Annotated in this window: 13 protein-coding genes; 8 read left to right on the top strand and 5 right to left on the bottom strand. The window is 65.7% G+C overall.

The window, feature by feature from the left end:
• The first annotated feature begins 219 nt into the window (after positions 1 to 219).
• The 7 genes from ACNFBR_RS09995 to ACNFBR_RS09965 all read left to right on the top strand — a co-directional run bounded on the left by ACNFBR_RS09995 (position 220) and on the right by ACNFBR_RS09965 (position 8646).
• On the top strand, positions 220 to 1281 hold the full coding sequence (locus tag ACNFBR_RS09995; RefSeq protein ID WP_416734774.1) for an ABC transporter substrate-binding protein: 1062 nt from the start codon (positions 220 to 222) through the stop codon (positions 1279 to 1281).
• Between the two features lie 18 nt (positions 1282 to 1299).
• Positions 1300 to 2031: a class II aldolase/adducin family protein gene (locus ACNFBR_RS09990; protein ID WP_416734773.1), complete on the top strand. Its 732-nt coding sequence runs from the start codon at positions 1300 to 1302 to the stop codon at positions 2029 to 2031.
• A gap of 172 nt (positions 2032 to 2203) precedes the next feature.
• Positions 2204 to 3391 (top strand): LLM class flavin-dependent oxidoreductase, encoded by a 1188-nt coding sequence (locus tag ACNFBR_RS09985; protein WP_416734772.1) that lies wholly within the window; start codon positions 2204 to 2206, stop codon positions 3389 to 3391.
• 10 nt (positions 3392 to 3401) lie between these two features.
• A complete protein-coding gene (locus ACNFBR_RS09980; protein WP_416734771.1) occupies positions 3402 to 4976 on the top strand; it encodes an ABC transporter substrate-binding protein in 1575 nt (524 codons plus the stop codon).
• Positions 4969 to 6045, top strand: a complete 1077-nt coding sequence (locus ACNFBR_RS09975; protein ID WP_416734770.1) for an ABC transporter permease — start codon at positions 4969 to 4971, stop codon at positions 6043 to 6045. The genes ACNFBR_RS09980 and ACNFBR_RS09975 overlap by 8 nt, the downstream gene beginning before the upstream one ends.
• A complete protein-coding gene (locus ACNFBR_RS09970; protein ID WP_416734769.1) occupies positions 6038 to 6865 on the top strand; it encodes an ABC transporter permease in 828 nt (275 codons plus the stop codon). Before ACNFBR_RS09975 ends, ACNFBR_RS09970 begins: the two co-directional genes overlap by 8 nt.
• Complete coding sequence (locus tag ACNFBR_RS09965; RefSeq protein WP_416734768.1) at positions 6862 to 8646, top strand: dipeptide ABC transporter ATP-binding protein; 1785 nt, start codon at positions 6862 to 6864, stop codon at positions 8644 to 8646. Before ACNFBR_RS09970 ends, ACNFBR_RS09965 begins: the two co-directional genes overlap by 4 nt.
• Positions 8647 to 9305: 659 nt before the next feature.
• Here ACNFBR_RS09965 and ACNFBR_RS09960 read toward each other — a convergent pair.
• The 5 genes from ACNFBR_RS09960 to ACNFBR_RS09940 form a co-directional block, all read right to left on the bottom strand.
• Complete coding sequence (locus ACNFBR_RS09960; protein ID WP_416734767.1) at positions 9306 to 11882, bottom strand: TonB-dependent receptor plug domain-containing protein; 2577 nt, start codon at positions 11880 to 11882, stop codon at positions 9306 to 9308.
• Between the two features lie 189 nt (positions 11883 to 12071).
• Positions 12072 to 13625, bottom strand: a complete 1554-nt coding sequence (locus ACNFBR_RS09955; protein WP_416734766.1) for an ABC transporter substrate-binding protein — start codon at positions 13623 to 13625, stop codon at positions 12072 to 12074.
• 4 nt (positions 13626 to 13629) lie between these two features.
• Positions 13630 to 14829 carry an LLM class flavin-dependent oxidoreductase gene (locus tag ACNFBR_RS09950; protein ID WP_416734765.1) on the bottom strand — a complete coding sequence of 400 codons (1200 nt, stop codon included), beginning with the start codon at positions 14827 to 14829 and terminating at the stop codon, positions 13630 to 13632.
• A gap of 12 nt (positions 14830 to 14841) precedes the next feature.
• Positions 14842 to 16065 (bottom strand): lipase family protein, encoded by a 1224-nt coding sequence (locus ACNFBR_RS09945; RefSeq protein WP_416734764.1) that lies wholly within the window; start codon positions 16063 to 16065, stop codon positions 14842 to 14844.
• A gap of 11 nt (positions 16066 to 16076) precedes the next feature.
• Positions 16077 to 17150, bottom strand: a complete 1074-nt coding sequence (locus ACNFBR_RS09940) for an ABC transporter substrate-binding protein (protein WP_416734763.1) — start codon at positions 17148 to 17150, stop codon at positions 16077 to 16079.
• A gap of 294 nt (positions 17151 to 17444) precedes the next feature.
• On the opposite strand from ACNFBR_RS09940, the gene ACNFBR_RS09935 reads away from it, so the two are divergent.
• Positions 17445 to 18503, top strand: coding sequence for a sigma-54 interaction domain-containing protein (locus tag ACNFBR_RS09935; RefSeq protein WP_416734762.1), 1059 nt, complete (start codon positions 17445 to 17447; stop codon positions 18501 to 18503).
• Positions 18504 to 18519 lie beyond the last annotated feature (16 nt).

Here is an 18519-nt window from a genome sequence, read left to right as displayed (position 1 = left end):
TTGCCACCCCTCTTCAAGCCCCATCCTGCGCGGCCTCTACAACCGTTTGCTGCCCCAGCAGCAATCACCCTGCTGATCTGGCAGCACCCCACCCGCAATCCTGCTCCCAGCCAAGCACCCAGCCTCCTAAGACAACAACCAAACCCTTGAAAATAAAGGCCTCCAGCGGTTGGCACGCACACTGCAATGGTGCTTGCACGACGCCCAAGGAGCCACCCCATGACCCTCGCAACCCCCATCGCAAAACGCCCGGCGGACGACCTGTCTGCCCTGGAGCGCATCTGGTTCACCCGCTGCCCCGTGCCCACCGCCTCTGGCATCGCCTACAAGCTCGGCTGGCTGGACCAGGAGTTCGCCGCCGACGGCCTGCCCGTTTCGACCTTGCAGGAGGCCCGCCAGCTTGGCCATCACCACTACGATCACCAACTGCCTGGGCTTTTCCGCGAAGGTGGCAACGTGCCGGCGTTGGCCGCGCGCGCTGCCGGCTCGCCTAGCCGCCTGATCGGCCTGACCTGGATCGAGGAATGGCAAACCATCCTGGTCCGCCCGGACGCCGGCATCCGCAGCGCCGCCGACCTGCGCGGCAAACGCCTGGCCCTGCCGGCCTGGGGCGATAGCCGCCCTGGCAGCATCGCCCGGGCCATGAGCCTGCATGGCTACAAAGGCGCCCTGGCGTCGGCTGGCCTGCACCTGGATGACGTGCAGTTGGTGGAAGTGGCCCTGCTTGACCAGGCCAGCGCTGCCACCCCGCAGTTGGGCCTGCAGCGGCTGTGGTCGGGGTTGGACTACCTGGCGCGCGGCGAAGTCGATGCGGTGTACGTGAAGGGCGCGGCAGCGGCCGATGCGGCACGTCGGCTGGGCCTGGTGGTCGGTGTCGACCTCGACCTGCTGGCCGACCCGCGCCACCGCATCAACAACGGCACGCCGCGACCGATCACCGTGCACCAGCGCCTGCTCGACAATCACTTCGAGCTGGTGGTGCGCTTCCTCGCCCAGACCTTGCGTGCCGCTGATTGGGCGGCCAGCAACCGCGATGCACTCAAGCGCATTCTGGAAGAAGAAACCCGCGCCGGCAGCCAAGGCGTGGCCGAGGCCTACCGGGGTGACTTCCACACCACCCTGGCGCCAGACCTGTCCGAGCAGCGCCTGGCCTTCCTGGGCACGCAAAAAGACTTTCTCTACCTGCACGGCTTCCTCGAAGCCGACTTCGCCATCGCCGACTGGGTCGACCCGCGGCCCCTGCAAGCTGCCCATGAACTGCTGGCCCAGCGCCGCGCCTGACCTGACTGGAGATTGAACATGACCGTACTGATCAACGAACGCCCCGTCACTGACGAACTGCAAGCCTTCATCGACCAAGTGGTGGCCGAAGCCGAAGCGGCCTTCAGCGTTTTCCGCGAAACCAACACCATCACGGCCAACGGCACGGTCGGCTTCATCGAGCGCGTACCCGGTGAAGAGCTGCTGGTAGCGGTGAACTACGGTGGGCCGTGGAACCACCGCAAGCCGCTGCAGGCCACGGTGACCGACTTTTCCGGCAATGTCATCGTCGGCAAGGGCAAAGGTGGCCTGGGCCGTTATACCAAGCTGTTCCAGACCCACGCCGACATCACCACCGTGTCACATGTGCACAGCCCGTACCTCGGTGCATGGGCCCAGACCCATCGCACCTTGCCGTTCCACTATGTGCCGGTGCAGCGCTATCAATTGGCGCGCGAGTTGCCGGTGTACATCGACCGGCGCCAGGCCGAGGTGGATTTCATCCTCGACAAGATCGCCGAGAACCCGTTCAACCTGGCGATTCTGGAAGCCAACGGCGGTTCCACCGTATGGGGCAAGCAAGGGCTGCGGGCCACGGCGGAGTTCATCCTGTTGCTGGAGGAGGGCGCGCAGATCCAGTTGTTGGCGGATGCCTTGGGTGGGTCGCGGCCGTATGGGCCGGGGGTGCTGACCCAACAGTGGAAGATGAGCGGGTTGTACGAGCGCGCGACCGAGCTGGGCTTGGTGCCGGGTATCGACCGGCGTAGCTGACCCCGTTTACAGCCCCGCCCGCGTCCTCTTGTAGGAGCAGCCTTGTGCTGCGAAAGGGCCAGTCCATGCGCCGCATTGGTATCGGTCGTACTGGCCTCTTCGCAGCACAAGGCTGCTCCTACAAGGACCGCGTGGGCAGCCTGATATTTCATTGCAAGCAAGGACCCAGCCCATGGCAGTAAAACTCCTCTGGTACCTCACCACCCCCGACGGGCCGCACCCCTGGGAACCCGAAGGTCGCTGGCACACCGATTTCGAACACCTCAAGCAACTGGCCATTGCCGCCGACCGCCTGGGCTTCTACGGCTCGTTGCTCGGCTCCAGCCCCAATGAAAGCCTGGCCGTGTCGGCAGCGCTGATCGACGCGACCAAGCGCCTGCGCTTTCTGGTTGCCCAGCACCCCGGCGAGCTGTCGCCAGCCGTGCTGGCCAAATGGGCACTCACCTTCGACCAGTTCTCCAACGGCCGCCTGCTGTTCAACGTGGTCAACGGCAACGACGCAGGCCTGGCCACCCTGGGCGTGCATTACCCACACGATGAACGCTACGATTTCAGCCTGGAATACTGGCGTGCCTTCCAAAGCTTCTACGCTGGCGACACCGCCGGCTACGACGGCCGCTACGTCAAGCTCTCACCCCGTTCACCAGCCGCTGCCCATCACCCGCTGGGCGGTTGGCACCCGCCAAAGCAGAAACCGGGCATCCCGTTATGGGGCGCTGGCACCTCGGCACCGGGCGTTGCCCATTCGGTTCAGTTGCTGGACGTGTACCTGAGCTTCGCCGATACCCCGCAAAAGCTGGGTGACAAATTCCGCCGGGTGGCGGCCGAGGCGGCGAAGATCGGCCGTGAGCTGACCTACGGCACCCGCCTGCAGGTGATCGTGCGCGAGACCGAGGAAGAAGCCTGGGCCCACGCCGAGCGCCTGTTGCAGCGTACCTCCCTGGCCACCGCGCGCGCGGCCATCGAGCGCCAGTTGCCACCTGGGCAGACCCTGGACAGCTACGTCAGCGACGACCCGCGCATCCAGCGCAACCTCGACAGCATCCGCGCCGGGCGCTTGCCCACAGCCCGCGAGCTGGAGATCTACCCCAACGTGTGGCTGGGCCCCAGCCTGTTCGGCTTCAACATCCTCGGCCCGGCCGCCGGCACCTACCTGGTCGGCAGCGCCGAGCAGGTCGCCGAGCGCATCCGCGAGTACGAAGTCCAGGGCACCTCGGCGTTCATCCTCTCGGGCTTCCCGCTGATCGACGAGGCGCACCGGGTAGCCGACCTGCTGTTCCCGCTGCTGGACCTGGACCACGGCTTCGAGGTGCCGCGCCTGGGTGCGGCCAGCAAGCCACCCGTGGCGCAACCGGCATAAGGAGAGGGTGATGAGCGAGCTGTTTTCGCGCCGGGCATTTCTCGGCAACTGCCTGGCCGTTGGCGGCGGCCTGCTGCTCGGTGGCGGGCTGCTCAGCGGCTGCGACAGCGGCGCGCCGGCCAGCGCCAGCGCGGTGCTGGCGGGCACACCGGTACGTGGCGGGCGGCTGCGGGTGGGCATTATCGACGGTGACCAGGCTGGCAACCTCGATGCGCACAAGCCGGTGGGAGGCGGCATCATTCGAGGCTGGGCGCTGTACGCCAAGTTCTGGGAATGGAACGCCGATGTCAGCACGCGCCTGGCACTGGCCGAGTTCGCCGAGCCGAATGCCGATGCCAGTGCCTGGACCATCCGCCTGAAGCCTGGGCTGGAGTTCCATCACGGCAAAAGCATCACGGCCGACGACATGCTGTTCTCGATCCTGCGCCTCACCGACCCGCAACTGGCCTCGCCATTCGCCGGGCTGGTCGGCGCCATCGATCGGCAGGCCTTGCGCAAGCTGGACGAGCGCACCCTGGAGATCCGTTTCAAGCAGGGGCAAAGCTTCTACCCCCTGGACGAAACGCTGATCAGCTTCGGCGGCATCGTGCCCACCGACTACCACCCGGTGACCAACCCAGTCGGTGCCGGCCCGTATCGGCTGAAAAGCTTCATCCCCGGCCAGCGCTCGCTCTACACCCGCTTCGAAAACTACTACAAGCCCAACCGCCCCTATGCGGACGAGTTGGAGATCATCGAATTCAAGGACCAGGTCTCGCGGGCCGCCGCCCTGCGCGCCGGGCAGATCGACGTGGCCAGTGGCGTGCAGGCCGAACACAGCGCGTTGCTCAAGGCCGACCCACGGCTGCGGTTGTATGCCTCGCCAACCACCTCGTTCACCGGCTTCAACCTGAACCTGGCCAAGGCGCCGTTCCAGGATGTGCGGGTGCGCCAGGCGTTCCGCCTGCTGGCCGACCGCCAGGAATTGGTGGCGCGTGGGCTGAACGGTTTTGGCCGGGTTGCCAACGACCTGTATTCGCCCCATGACCCTACCTTCAACCACGCCATCGCCCAGCGCCCATACGACCTGGACCAGGCCCGTTCGCTGCTGCGCCAGGCCGGGCAGGACGATTTGCGCGTCGAACTCACCACCACGCCGGGGCCCGGCGTCAACGCCGCGTTGGTGTTCGCTCAGCAGGCCTTGAAAGCCGGGGTGCAGGTGAAGGTCAATCAGGTGGACGGATCAGTCTTCAACGGCCCGCAGCGCGAGCAATGGCAATTGTCGCCGGGGTCGACCCCGGCGCGCGGCTTTCTCGCCTCGGCGCTGCACAACGATGCGCCGCAGGCTATCTATAACCGCAGCAACTTCCGCGACCCGCGCTTTACCGAGCTGTTCCAGCAGGCCCTGGCTCAGCCTGACCTGACGCTGCGTAAAGCCTTGGTGCATGAAGCCCAGGCCATCCAGCACGAACGTGGCGGTTTGCTGGTGTGGGGTTTCTCCGACGTGCTCGATGCCGCGTCGGTCAAGGTCGGCGGGCTCACCCCGGAACAGACCACTTTCGCCTCCTGGCGCTTTGACGAACTCTGGTTGAACCCCAATGCCTGACACACGACACTCGCCCCGTACACCGGCCTGGCTGGCCTGGTTCATCGGCCGCCTGGGCTACGGCCTGCTCACGGCCTGGGTGATCAGCCTGGTGGTGTTCGTCGCCACCCAGGCGCTGCCCTCGGACCCGGCACGGGTCATTCTTGGCCCGGATGCGCCGCTGGCCAGCATCCTCACCCTGCAACGGCAGCTGGGCCTCGACCAGCCGATTCTGATGCAGTACCTGCGCTGGCTGGGCGCCGCACTGCGCGGCGATCTGGGCATTTCGCTGGATTCCCAGGTACCCGTGGCGCAGCTGCTGTTTGGCCGCTTGGGCCATACCCTGGCCTTGTTGACCGGGGTGCTGGCGCTGGTGGTGCCGGTGGCCTTGCTGCTGGGCGTGAGCCTGGCGCTGCGCCGCGACAGCCGGCTGGACCGCTGGGGCTTGTCGGCGTTGATTCTGCTCAAGGCCACGCCGGGCTTTCTGCTGGCCATCGGCTTGGTGCTGCTGTTCTCCATGCCGGGCATGGGCTGGCTGCCGGCGGTGTCGATCCTTGACCCGCAGTTGCCGTTGTGGCGGCAATGGCCATCGTTGGTGCTGCCGGTAGTGGCCTTGAGCCTGTCTGCACTGCCGTACCTGACGCGTATGGTGCGCGCCTCGATGATCGAGGCGCTGGAGTCCGAGTACGTGATCGCCGCCCGCCTGCGTGGTATCCGCGAACGGCATATCGTCTGGCGGCACACGTTGCCCAATGCCTTGACCCCGGCGATTCAGGGCGTGGCGCTGACCCTGCGCACGCTGGTCGGCGGCGCGCTGCTGGCCGAAGTCATTTTCAGCTACCCGGGCATCGGCACGGCGTTGAACGCAGCGATCCAGATGCGCGACCTGCCGATGATCCAGGGTGTGGTGCTGGTCATTACCCTGGCGGTGGTGCTGATCAACCTGCTGGCCGACCTGTTGACCGTGCTGCTCACCCCCAAGCTACGCACCGCGCGTCGGGTGCGGATGATCCGCCGTATCCGTCGCGGCATCCGCCCGTGGTGGCGGCGCGCGCGCAGTACCCCTGCCCAGGAGGCGACCCATGACTGATTCCCGTTGGCTGGCCGACCCGCAGATACGGCGTGGCGCCGTGATCACCTTGCTGGTGGCGCTGCTCGCCGCGCTTGGCCCCTGGCTGGCACCGCATGCCCCCACGGCGATGGTAGGGCCGGTGTACGGCCCGCCGGCCGCAGGGGCACCGTTGGGGCACGATTTTCTCGGCCATGACCTGCTGTCGCGGTTGCTTAGCGGCGGCCTTTCGGTGCTGTGGATGTCGGTGGCTGCAGCCACTGTGGCATTGCTGGTCGGCGGTAGCCTGGGCCTGCTGGCCGGTTTCTCGCGCCGGCGCCTGGACCAGGCGATCAGTTGGGCGGCGGATGTGTCGCTGGCCTTTCCCGACCTGATCCTGGTGCTGCTGATCGTGTCCATGCTCGGCAGGGCGCCGTGGCTGATCGTGTTGACCGTAGCCATTGCCTTCACCCCAGGCGTCATCCGCCTGGCACGTGGTAGCGCGGTGGCGGTAGCCGGGCAAGAGTTCGTCGAGGCGGCGCAGATGATGGGTTACCCGCGTCGGCGCATCCTCTTTCAGGAAATACTGCCGAACATTCTCACGCCCTTGCTGGTGCACTTCGGCAACATGCTGACCTGGGCGGTGGGCATGCTGTCGGGCTTGAGCTTCCTGGGCTACGGGGTAGCACCGCCTGCTGCCGACTGGGGGCTGATGATCAATGAAAACCAGGCCGGCTTGCTGGTGCAGCCGTGGGCCGTGCTGGCACCGGCGTTACTGATCGGCGTGTTTGCCTATGGCACCAATATCCTGGCCGAGGGCATTGGCCGGGTCAGCGCACGGGTCGGGGAGAAACAATCATGAATGCGCCGTTGAGGGTCGACAGCGACGTGTTGCAAGTCAGCGATCTGCGGGTGGAGCTGGTTGGGCAGGTCGAGGTGTTGGCCGAGGTTTCCTTCAGCCTGGCGGCAGGTGAGATTGTCGGCCTGGTCGGCGAGTCCGGTTCAGGCAAGACCACCTTGGCCACGGCGTTGTTGCAGCATGCCCGGCAGGGCGCGCGCATTGTTGGCGGGCAGGTGGTGGTGGCTGGGCAGCCGGTGCTGGCGCTCGAAGGCGAAGCCTTGCGCCTGGCCCGTGGCGGGCTGGTCGGCTACGTGGCCCAGGACCCAGCCACGGCGCTGAACCCAGCGTTGCGCCTGGGGACCTTGCTGCGTGAAACGCTGCTGGCGCACCAACCCAAGCTGTCGCGCGACGCTGTGCGCCAGCGCATCGGCGAAACCCTGGTGGAGGTGGGCCTGCCCGATGACAACGGCTTCCTGCGGCTTTTCCCACATCAACTGTCTGGCGGGCAGCAACAGCGGGTGATGCTGGCGCTGGCGTTCGTCTTGCGGCCCCGGTTGATCGTGCTCGACGAGCCCACCACCGCACTGGACGTCACCACCCAGGCCCACGTGCTGCAGACCCTCAAGCGGTTATGCCGTGAACACGGTGTGGCGGCGCTGTACGTCACCCATGACCTGGCCGTGGTGCGTGAGCTGGTCGACCGGGTGATGGTGATGTATGCCGGGCGGCTGGTGGAAGTGGCCGGGCGCGAGGCGCTGTTCCACAACCCTGCGCACCCTTACACCCGCGCCTTGCTCGCGGCCATCCCCGACGTTGCCCGGCGTCAGCCGCTGCAGGCGATTGCCGGGCATGCGCCGGCACCCGGGCAGCGCCCGCATGGCTGCGCGTTTGCGCCGCGCTGCGACAGACGTCGTGCAGAGTGTTCGGTGATCGAGCCGTCGTTGTTGACGCACGATGCCAGGCATCAGGTGGCTTGCCTGGTGCCGCATCGAGCGGTGTTGGACTTCAGGGAAGAGCCTGTCGAGGCTGTCGCGGCCCCGAGCGAAACGGTATTGCTGGACGTTCGGGGGCTGGATGTCGCTTACGATCGCCAGGTGCTGTTCGATGTGTCATTGCGTGTGGGGCAAGGGGAGTGCCTGGCGCTGGTGGGCGAATCGGGTTCGGGCAAGACCAGCCTGGCCCGGGCCATTGCCGGGCTGGGCGAGAACGTTCAGGGGCAAATGCGTTACGCCGGCGAGCCTTTGGCGTTTGCCGCGCGCCAACGTGATGCCCGGCTGCGTCATCAGATCCAGTATGTGTTCCAGAACCCTTATCGGGCCTTGAACCCAAGGCAGACGATCGGGCAAACGCTCAGCGCGCCGTTGGCGCACTTTTTCGCTGTGCGTGGTGGTGAGGCACGCCGTCGGGTCGAGGCGGTGCTGGAGCGGGTTTCGCTGCCGGCTCGGGTGGCCGATTTGTATCCGCATAGCTTGTCTGGTGGCGAACGGCAACGCGTGGCGATTGCCCGGGCGTTGATCTGCGAGCCCCGGCTGTTGGTGTGCGACGAGATTACCTCGGCGCTGGATGTGTCGGTGCAGGCGTCGATTCTGGCCTTGCTGCAGCGATTGCAGGGGGAGGGGCTGACGTTGTTGTTCGTCACCCATGACCTTGGGGTGGTGCGGGCGATTGCCGACCGGGTGCTGGTGTTGCGGCAGGGGCGGGTGGTGGAGCAGGGGAGTGCCGAGCAGGTGCTTGGGCGGCCGGTTGAGGGGTATACCCGGACGCTGGTGGAGCATTCGCCTAGGTTGCGTGTTGGCTCCTAGGTGCATGGCTTGGGGTGTTTGGCGCCTGTGAGACCGAGCGCCGCCCGCGCGGCGCATCGCGAGCGAAGCTCGCTCCTACATTTGTTTCGGGCCAGTATCGCCTGTGGCAGGCGCGCGCGACCGCCCTGTTTGTACGACGCAATATCGTGCCATGCGCCAAGGCGTTCGCGCGCAAATCTCACAGGCATAATTGGCCCGAAACAAATGTAGGAGCGAGCTTCGCTCGCGATGCGCCGCGCGGGCGGCGCTCGGTCTCACAGGCGACAAACACCTCAAGTCATGCCCCTGGCAACCCAGACGCAACCCCAAACCATACCCCCCATCCTCACCCCACAAACCGACCCTGCCGCCGCACGTCCTCGCGTGCATGGCTTGGGGTGTTTGGCGCCTGTGAGATCGAGCGCCGCCCGCGCGGCGCATCGCGAGCGAAGCTCGCTCCTACGTTTGTTTTTGGCCAGTATCGCCTGTGGCAGGCGCGCGCGACCGCCTTGTTCGTGCGACGCGATATCGAGGTGGGCACCAAGGGGCCGCGCGCCCATGTCACAGGCATAATTGGCCCGAAACAAATGTAGGAGCGAGCTTCGCTCGCGATGCGCCGCGCGGGCGGCGCTCGATCTCACAGGCACCGCGCAACCCAAGCCATGCCGGTTGAGAAGGGGTTAGAACTGGTAATCGACCTGGGCCAGCAGCGTGCGGCCCGGCATCGGTTGCAGGAAGGTGTTGGTGGAACCGGCCAGGCCGCTGACGAAATTAAGCTCGTCGGTGACGTTGAGCATGCGCACCGTTACACCCCACTGCGGTTGGCGGTAGTACACGGCGAGGTCGAGGTTGTATTCGTCGGGCACTTTCACCGTCTTGCTCAGGTTCAGGTACCAGCTGCTGGTCCACCAGCCGGAAAGCTCGACGCCAAACCCAGAATCGAAGCGGTAGTCGACATAGCCGCCAGCGTTGTATTCGGGGATCTGCACGGCATCGAACTTGCCGGACGGGCGCTGGTTGAGGCTGTTGTTGTCGCCGAATACGGTGCCGTTGTCGGGGATGAACCCCGCCGAAGCAAACCCGGCTTGGCTGGTGAACTCGTTGTAGGCGCTGATGCGGCTGAGGTTGAGGCCGCCGCGCAGGTGCTGATCCTGGTAGCGCAGGGTCGCTTCCCAGCCTTTGACGATCAGCCGGGCAATGTTGTTGTTGCTGTCCGGCGCCTGGTCGCGGGCCTGGCGGTAGGCTGCCAGGGTAAGGAACAGCTGGTCAGGCACCGCTTCCACCTTTGCGCCCACCTCATGCAACACGCTCAGGCTGTCGAAGGCCAATGGGTTGAGCTGGTTGGCCCCGGTGCCGCTGCCCCAGCCCAGGCCGTTGGTGAAGAAGCCGGTATTCACCGCCAGCGAGCGGTCGAAGGTGTAATACAGCGTGCTGTTGTCCGTGGGTTTGAAATAGGGACTGACCTGCACCGAGAACAACCGGTAGTTGTTCGCGTCCTTGCGCGGGTTGCCGCCGGGCAGCACGAAGGGGTTTTCGATGCGCGCGTCGATCCAGCTGCGGCTGGCACCGACGTTCAGGCCCACGCGTTCGCCCAGGCGCAGGTTGTGCTGGCTGAACAGGGTCTTGGTGGTCCAGGTGCTGTCGGCGGTGTACGGCGCTACCGACTCGGCATACAGGCCATGCCCGGCCGGGTACATGGCCGGCAGGTTGAGCCAGCCGTAGTAGTTGGAGAACTGCGGCACGCCGGCTTGGCCGATCCAGGCAGCGTTGCCACCGGCGGGGTTGCGCCCGCTCAGGCCGAGCAGGTCGCCGGGGTTTTTCAAGGTCGGGTCGAGGGTCAGGTCATAGGCGTTGATGGTGCTGCCGAAGCTATTGTTGGCGGCGATCGACTCGTTGCGCTCGCGGCGGTAGATCAGCCCGCTGTTGCTGTCGTCGACCAGGGTCAGATTGCCCAGCTGCCATTGGCCACGGGCGCGGAACTCGAAGCGGTTGTCGAAGATGTCGTCCTTGCCCTGCACCTGGAACGCGCCGACGGCGTCGGTGGTGTCGGTGGAATGTTGGTAGAAGGTGCTGTTGGCCAGGGTGATCGACGGGGTCAGGTCGCCTTCGACGCGCAGTTGCGTGGTGAAGCGCCGCGAGCGGTTTTCATCCTGCGCGCGCTGGCCGGTCTGCGATGACAGCGAAGTCAGGCCGTTACCTGCAAGCGACGGGTCGTAGACCCAGCCGCGCAGGCTGCCGGGGTTCGCCTGGGTGTTGGGCGAGGCGCCCTGGAAGCTGCCGTCTACCACCTGGTACTGGCCCTGGGCATTGCGCTGGCGCTGCACCCAGCCAAGCACCTGGGCGTCCGCAGCGCCGGACGACAGCACGGGTGACCACAAGCTATTGCCGTTCTGAATGATCGGCGTGGCGCGGCCGGCGTAGTACTTGCCGTGATCGACCAGGTCCTGGGTGGCGCGGTTCCAGCCATGGGTGATGTTGTAGTCGTAGTAGTCGTCGTAGGCGGCGTTCCAGTCGACCCGCACATTGTCGTTGCGCCAGGCGAGGGCGCCATAGAAGGCGTCGAAGTTGTTCTCGACGTTGTCGTAGAAGTCTTCCTGGCGCTGGCGGGTGATGCTCACCCGGTAAGCCAGGTTGTCGGTGAGTGGGCCGGTGTTGTCGATGCTGAATTTGCTGGCATCGCGCGATTCACCGTCGGGTATCCAGCTGCCGATTTCGCCGCTGAGCTTGGTGCGGAATTGGTTGAAATCGGGCTTTTTGCTCAGGTAGTTGACGTAGCCGCCACTGCCGCTGACCGAACCGTAGGTCACCGAAGACGGCCCGGCGACGATGTCGGCGCCTTCGTAGGCGTTGAAGTTGGCCGGGTGGCGCACGCCATAGGCGCGCTGGCCATCCTGAAACACCTCGGTGTTCTGCCCGCGCATCTGCGGCGCGATGCCGGCGTTCTGGCCGCCGCCGCGGGTGATGCCGGGCGCGTACTTGACTAGGTCGTCCGAGCTGCGGATCGGGTCGTTGGCCAGTTGTTCGGCGTTGATCTGGGTGACCGAGCGCGGGGTGTCGAGCACCTTGGCTTCCAAGCCGCCATAGATCGAGGCGGGCGGGCGGGTGGGCAGGGCGTCGTCATCGGTCTGTTCGGCCTGCACGGTGACGGTTTGCAGCTGGGTGTCTTCGGCGTAGGCCAGTGGCGCGCCGGCGGTCAGTATGGCCAGTGCCAGGGCGCTGGGCTGGAATTTAGGGTGCAGCAAGGTGACGCGGGGCATTGGCTGGGCCTCGTGCAAGAGTAAGGAAGTGGGAAAAACGAGGGCGCAGCCGCGCCTGCGGTTATGGGTTGATGCGGGGCGCTGTGGGAGCGGGCTTGCCCGCGAAGAATCCACCCCGGTGCATGGCCAGGGCTTCGCCCTGGTTCGCGGGCAAGCCCGCTCCCACAGAGGACTGTGCAGTCCTGGCGGTCAGGCTTTCAGCCACAGGCTCTCGAACCGCCAGGTACTGAACAGCGACTGCTCGGCCTGTGCGCCACCCACGCGGGTATTGACGCTGTCGAGCAGGTCCGCAAAGCCCCAGATCAGCATGCCGCCGCGTTCGTACTGAATGCGTTGCGCCTGGTGCACCAGGGCCTTGCGCTTCTCCAGGTCCGGCTGGGCCATGGCGGCGAGAAAGGCCTGACTGAATTCGGGGTCATTGAAGTGGGTCTTGTTGGACACGGCGAATGGCGCATCGGTGTGAATCGCGCTGGCCAGGAACGGCGCACCGATGCTGCCACCGGTGCTCAAGGTCCAATCGTCACGTTGTGGGCCCTGGAAGGTGGCCAGGTCGACCTGGCGCACATTGAGGGTCACGCCGATGCGCCGGGCCTGCTCGGCCAGTACCAGGGCCGAAGCCAGCCCTGGCCCAGCGGTGGTCACCAGCTCCACCTGCAACTGTTCATGGCCGGCTTCGCGCAGCAACTGTGCTGCGCGCTGTGGGTCATGGGGGCGCGGCCCGATGCTGTGGTCGAAGGTGGGGTCGAACGGTGCATACAGGTCGTTGGCCACCCGGCCCTGGCCATTCAGCGCTCGGCGTACCAGCTCGTCACGGTCGGCCAGCAGGCGGAACGCCTCGCGCACGCGCGGGTCGTCGAACGGCGCCTTGGCGGTGTTCATGTCGAACGACAGCCAGTTGCCGCTCACCGACTTCAGCAGGCGCAGCCGTGGGTCGGCCTGCAGCACCTGCAGGTGCTCGGTGGACATGACGTTGGCCATGTCGATTTGCCCGGCACGCAATGCCGCCAGGCGGCCGGTCTGGTCCTTGAAATCGATGATCTCCAATTCATCGGCATACGGCTTGCCGGGTTTGTAGTAGTTGTCGAAGCGGGTGAACAGCGAGCGCTGGCCTGGGGTGAAGCTTTTCAGTTTGTACGGCCCGGCACCGACCGGGTTGGTGACCGGGTGGTAGTCCACCGGCACGATGCCGCCGAAGTTGACCCAGGTCTCCGGCAGCGGCAGGTAGCTGCGCCCCTCGCGAAAGCCCAGGCGCACGGTACGCTCATCCAGCTTCACCAGGTTGTCGCGGTCCACCCAGTGCAGCAGTGCTGCGTAGGGCGAGGCCAGCTGCGGGTCGGTGAGACGGCGGATGGAGAAGATCAGGTCGTCGGCGTCGATGGTCTTGCCGTGGTGGAACTCCAGCCCAGGCTTCAGGCGCAAGGTCCAACTGCTGGCGTCGGCATTGGGCTCGGCGAACTCGGCCAGGGCCAGGCGCGGCTGCATCTGCTCGTCCCATTCCCACAGTTTGCTGTACAGGGCAAAGCCACGCACGATGCCGCTGCCGATGGGCTTGTGGGCGTCGAGGTTGCCGCTCTGGTTGCCGTCGATGATGCCCAGGCGCAAGCGCCCGCCATGGCGTGGCTGGTCGGCCACGGCATGGGTCGGGCTGTCGGTGGGGCCGCAGCCGGCCAGCAACCCGCCGGCCAGCACGCCGGCGTGGCCAAGGAAGCTGCGCCGGCTTAGTGGGTAACCGTCCCTGGCCATGGCGTCAGGCTCCGTTGCTGGCGTGCAGTTGCACGGGTTCGGCTAGCGGGCGGGCAAGGGCTGCGCGCTGGTCACGAAAGTGCGGCAGGATGTGCTCGCCGATGCGGTAGGCTTCTTCCAGGTGCGGGTAGCCGGCCAGGAAGAACAGATCGATACCGATGCCGTGGTACTCGCGGATGCGCGCCACCACGTTGGCGTAGCTGCCCACCAACGCGCAGCCGGGCGGGATGCCGATGTAGCCGAAGCCGGTCCACACATTGGGGTGGATGAAGAAATCGTCGAAGGCCTGTTGCTCGTCCTTGTCGTTGTAGTCGTGCTCATAGCTCAGTTTGCGTGCCGTGCGCAGGCCAGCATGGGCTGCGCGGGCCTTGACCGTGCCCTTGGCCACGCCTTCGTCGAAGAAGCGCTTGGCCTCGGCCAGCGCCGCCTCTTCGGTATCGCGGGCGATCACGTCGATGGACAGGCCAAAGCGAATATCGGTGCGGCCCCACTTCAGCGCGCGGGTGCGAATATCGGCGATCAGTGCGGCAATCTCGTCCGGGTGCTCGGCGCGCATCAGGTAGAAGTCGGCGTGCTTGGCGGCGAACTCCCGCGCGGCCACCGATGAGCCGGCCGTGCAGATCAGCGGTAGCTCGGCCTTTTTCAGCGGGCCGCGCAGGCCACCGCCTTCGGCACGGTAGTAGGTGCCTTGGTAGTGGAACTGCTCGTTGTGCCAATAGCCGCGTACCACGTCCATGAACTCGGTGGCACGGGCGTAGCGCTGGTCATGGTCCTCGAAGTCGCCAACCTGGCGCTGGATGGCATCCGAGCCGCCATTGATGATGTTCCACACCAGGCGGTTGCCGGTGGCGCGCTGGTAGGTGGCGGCCTGCTGCACGGCTACCCATGGGGTGTAGTGATAGGGCTGGAACGCGGTGACGAACTTCAGCGTGCGGGTTTCACGGGCCAGCAGCGAGCACACCGTCCACGGCTCTTCGCCGGTGGGGGCGTTGACCATCAGCGCGCCGCCAAAACCGTTTATTTCAGCGGCGCGGGCGATTTGCCCGAGGTAGTCGATGTAGGTGAAGTGATCACCCACGGCAAACCCCGACACTGCACCGGTGCTGGGCCCGCCCGCGTGCCAGTCGCCGCGGTTGCGCGGGTCGCCGGGAAGGAACTGGGTTTCGCCATGCAGGGGCAGGCGGGTGAAGAATTCGATGCTCATGGGCTGGCCTCCTTACTGGACGCTTGGGCTGCAATTAGGGGTGACCGGTTGGCCGTTGATGACCTGGCGGGCGAAGGGGATGGAGTCCTTCAGCGAAGCATTCACCGTCTCGCTATGGCCCAGGCCCTTGTACAGGTGACCCTGCACCACCGAGCCGGCCTTGCAGGCGTCCTGCATCAACGCGACTTGGGTGGCGGCGGCGGGGGTCTTGTCCTCGGCGCCGGTGCCGATGAAGATCGGTTGGGCCAGTTTCAAGGTCGGGTACGACACCTGTGCCAGCCATGGCTTGAGCTTGTCGCCCTGGTAGTCTTTCTTGGCGTTTGCCGGGGTCAGGCCGGTAGCCACCACGTCGCTGACCAATGCTGACAGGCAACTGGTGCGCGCCTGCTCGAACAGCGGCAGGGCCTTGTCGGTGTAGAAGTCGCGCGGGTCGATGCTCGGGTCATACTGCTGCGCGGCGAGCAGGGTGTAGAAGCCGTAGGCCAGGGCCGGGTCGACCTTGTCCTGGTCCTGTTCGCCGACATTCTTCGAACCCACGGTGTAGATCACCCCGGTGCCGATACTGCCCTTGACGCCCAGCTTGGGCGCATAAGTCGCCGCATAGGCCCCGGCGGCGAAGGCCCCGGCGCCGCCTTGGGACTGGCCAATGATCAACACTTTGTCCGCCAGCCCAGGTACGCCGGCGACCACGGCCTTGGCCGCATCGAGGATGCCGTAGGCGGCCATGCGATTGTTCAGCAGTGGGTGGCCGCCCGGTACACCCAGGCCTTGGTAGTCGGTGGCGACGATGGCATAGCCTTCATCCAGCCAGCGGTTGAGGTATTGCACGTCGCGGTAGCTGCGCCCGGCCCAGGACGGCGCGCAGATATCCGCCACGCCGACGGTGCCGTGGCCCCAGCTGGCGACCGGCCAGCCGCCCGCGGGTGCCTTGCCTTTGGGGATGAACAACGCGCCGGAGACCACGACCGGGGTCTTGCCGTCGATACCATCCAGCGAGGTGTACAGGATGCGTTGTGCGCTGGCCGCATTGGGCAGGCTCAGCGCCTGCTCCAGCGGTTCGCTGCGCAGCAGTTTGCCGGGCGTGGCAGGGATGGCCTTGGTCCAGGTGTAGAACGCCGACACACGGCCATCGCCCTGTTGCGGGTCGGGTTTTGGTGCGTAGGTTTCGGCGGCCATGGCGCCGATGGACAGGGCCAGGGCGCTAAGGCCGAAGACGAGCGAAGCAGGCAGTTTCATGGGTAAGGCTCTCAAGGTTGTTGGCTGATCTGGGTGTCGAGGGACGGCCAGTAGTGGGTCAATTGCAGGTCGATCAACGCCTGGCGGGTAAAGCCGGTAGCCAGGTCGCTGTTAATGTCGTAGGGCGTGCGAATCAGCCGGTTGGCCAGTGCGTACTGGCCCAGGGCGTCGTAGTGGGCTTTGAGCTGGGCATCGCTTTTTGGCGCCCAGCGCGCTTTCCATGCCACCGGGTCGTCCTGGTCGTCACGGCGCAGCACGCTTTCACTGACCCCGGCACGCGATGACAGCGCGTAGTAGGCGTCGCGGTTCTGCTCCTGGGAGATCCACCAGGCCGCGCGCACCCAGGCGGTGGCCACCAGCTGCGTCAGGTCGGCGTGCTGCTGCACGAAGCGGTCGGTGCCCCACAGGTCCGAGACCAGCCGCCAGTCGTTGGCGCCTTGCTTGGTCGACCAGAGAATGCGCGCCACGCCTTTGTCTTCCAGGGCGTAGGCTTCGTTGAGCAACACGGCGGCATCGACCTTGCCGGCGGACACCGCAGCGGCGCCCACTTGCGGGTTGAGGTTGGCGATCTTGAAGTCGCTCAGTTTCAGGCCTTGGCTGTCGAGGAAGTTGCTGAAGGCGAACTCCCAGGGGCGCCCACGGTGCAGGGCCAGGCGTTTGCCCTTGAGGTCCTGGATGCTGCGCACAGTGGAATCGCTCGGCACCACCAGGTAGATGTTGTTGCCACTGCCGCCAGGCACCACCAGCTTGCCCGGCACCTGGCCGGCCCCGGCGATGACCGAGGGCAGGTCGCCACGCACGGCGAAGTCCAGGCTGTCGTTGCTGAAGCCTTCGTTGATCTGCGGCCCGGCGCCGGCGTGGGGCAGGGCGGTCCATTGCAGTTTCACGCCGCGAGCGGCCAGTTGCTGCTCCAGCCAGCCTTCCTCGATCACCCGCCCGGGGATGCCGCCGAACACCGGCGCACCGCCCTGGGTGAAGGCGACGATGGCGATGCGCACCGCCGCCGGTGGCTCGGCTGCCAGCGCAGCCAGGCTGAGGAAGAGGCCGCCCAGCAGGGTGAGGGCATGACGCCAGGGATTGTTCATGTGCAGCTCCAGGCAAAGGTTCTACAGGCCAGGAGCGAAATGCATGCCAGCCATTCGAAAACTGGCTACAGGCCAAGCGTGGCGGGGTTTTCAATCAAAATCAGGTAGCGTATGGCGGGCCGGGCCTGCTGATCGGCGGGCAGGCGAGTGCTGGCGGGTTGCTGCTGTGGCAGCAGTGGATTGTTGGAAAATCAAATATTCCTAATTCGAATATCTAAATACTAATTAATAATTTTTTGATCTAATTTGTTTCATGCACTATGGGCCTGCGCGTCAACTGCCAGGAATGCCCCTATGTCGCTGATCACCCACCCCAATGCCCGCGAGCTGACCAAGTCGGTGCGTGCCACCGTGCTCGTGTTCAAGGACCCGCGCTCCCAGGAACTGCTCAGCCGCATCGAGCGTCTGGCGCCCAGCGAGGCCAACACCCTGATCATCGGCGAAACCGGCACCGGCAAAGAGCTGGTCGCCCGTCATATCCACCACCTCAGCCGCCGTGGGCGTGAGCCATTCGTGGCGGTGAACTGCGGTGCCTTTGCCGAAACCCTGGTGGAAAGCGAGCTGTTCGGCCATGAAAAAGGTGCGTTCACCGGGGCCACCAGCAACAAGGCCGGCTGGTTCGAAGCGGCCAATGGCGGCACCTTGTTCCTCGATGAAATCGGCGACCTGCCGCTGAACATGCAGGTGAAGTTGCTACGGGTGTTGCAGGAGCGAGAAGTGGTGCGCCTGGGCTCACGCACACCAATCCCGATCAACGTGCGGCTGGTGGCGGCGACCAACGTGAACCTGGCCGATGCGGTGGTGGCGGGGCACTTTCGTGAAGACCTGTTCTACCGCCTGCATGTCGCCACGATTCGCTTGCCGCCGTTGCGTGAGCGGCCGGGGGACATCTTGCCGCTGGCGGAATTCTTCATCGAGGAACACTGCCGGCGCCTGGGTTACGAGCGTGCCTCGTTGAGCCCGGATGCCGAGCGTAAATTGCTGGCGCATAGTTGGCCGGGCAACATTCGTGAGTTGGAAAACGCCATTCACCATGCGTTGCTGGTGTGCCGGTATCAGGTGGTGGCACCGGCGGACTTGCACTTGGTCGATATGCGGCCACAGGTGGCGGCGCCTGTGGGGCATGCGCACTTGCCGGCAGCCCTTGCGGCACCGCCGGACCTGGAAAGCGCGTTGCTGGCGCTGTTCGAGCAGAATGTGCCGAACCTGTATGAACATATCGAGGAAACGGTGTTCCGGGCGGCTTATCGCTATTGCCACGGCAACCAGTTGCAGACGGGGCGCTTGCTCAACATCAGCCGCAACATCGTGCGGGCGCGGCTGGAGAAGATTGGCGAATTGTCGAAGGCCTGAATTGCCTGTATTGGGG

It is taken from the genome of Pseudomonas sp. NY11955 (genome assembly GCF_048068035.1).
Classification (GTDB): domain Bacteria; phylum Pseudomonadota; class Gammaproteobacteria; order Pseudomonadales; family Pseudomonadaceae; genus Aquipseudomonas.
Note: the sequence above shows the minus strand (reverse complement) of the source record. Positions and strands in the feature narration are given on the sequence as shown.

Excerpts from the sequence above, each read along its gene's own strand:
- ACNFBR_RS09995 (WP_416734774.1), top strand. The coding sequence starts at position 220 with ATGACCCTCGCAACCCCCATCGCAAAACGCCCGGCGGACGACCTGTCT.
- ACNFBR_RS09990 (WP_416734773.1), top strand. The coding sequence starts at position 1,300 with ATGACCGTACTGATCAACGAACGCCCCGTCACTGACGAACTGCAAGCC.
- ACNFBR_RS09985 (WP_416734772.1), top strand. The coding sequence starts at position 2,204 with ATGGCAGTAAAACTCCTCTGGTACCTCACCACCCCCGACGGGCCGCAC.
- ACNFBR_RS09980 (WP_416734771.1), top strand. The coding sequence starts at position 3,402 with ATGAGCGAGCTGTTTTCGCGCCGGGCATTTCTCGGCAACTGCCTGGCC.
- ACNFBR_RS09975 (WP_416734770.1), top strand. The coding sequence starts at position 4,969 with ATGCCTGACACACGACACTCGCCCCGTACACCGGCCTGGCTGGCCTGG.
- ACNFBR_RS09970 (WP_416734769.1), top strand. The coding sequence starts at position 6,038 with ATGACTGATTCCCGTTGGCTGGCCGACCCGCAGATACGGCGTGGCGCC.
- ACNFBR_RS09965 (WP_416734768.1), top strand. The coding sequence starts at position 6,862 with ATGAATGCGCCGTTGAGGGTCGACAGCGACGTGTTGCAAGTCAGCGAT.
- ACNFBR_RS09960 (WP_416734767.1), bottom strand. The coding sequence starts at position 11,882 with ATGCCCCGCGTCACCTTGCTGCACCCTAAATTCCAGCCCAGCGCCCTG.
- ACNFBR_RS09955 (WP_416734766.1), bottom strand. The coding sequence starts at position 13,625 with ATGGCCAGGGACGGTTACCCACTAAGCCGGCGCAGCTTCCTTGGCCAC.
- ACNFBR_RS09950 (WP_416734765.1), bottom strand. The coding sequence starts at position 14,829 with ATGAGCATCGAATTCTTCACCCGCCTGCCCCTGCATGGCGAAACCCAG.
- ACNFBR_RS09945 (WP_416734764.1), bottom strand. The coding sequence starts at position 16,065 with ATGAAACTGCCTGCTTCGCTCGTCTTCGGCCTTAGCGCCCTGGCCCTG.
- ACNFBR_RS09940 (WP_416734763.1), bottom strand. The coding sequence starts at position 17,150 with ATGAACAATCCCTGGCGTCATGCCCTCACCCTGCTGGGCGGCCTCTTC.
- ACNFBR_RS09935 (WP_416734762.1), top strand. The coding sequence starts at position 17,445 with ATGTCGCTGATCACCCACCCCAATGCCCGCGAGCTGACCAAGTCGGTG.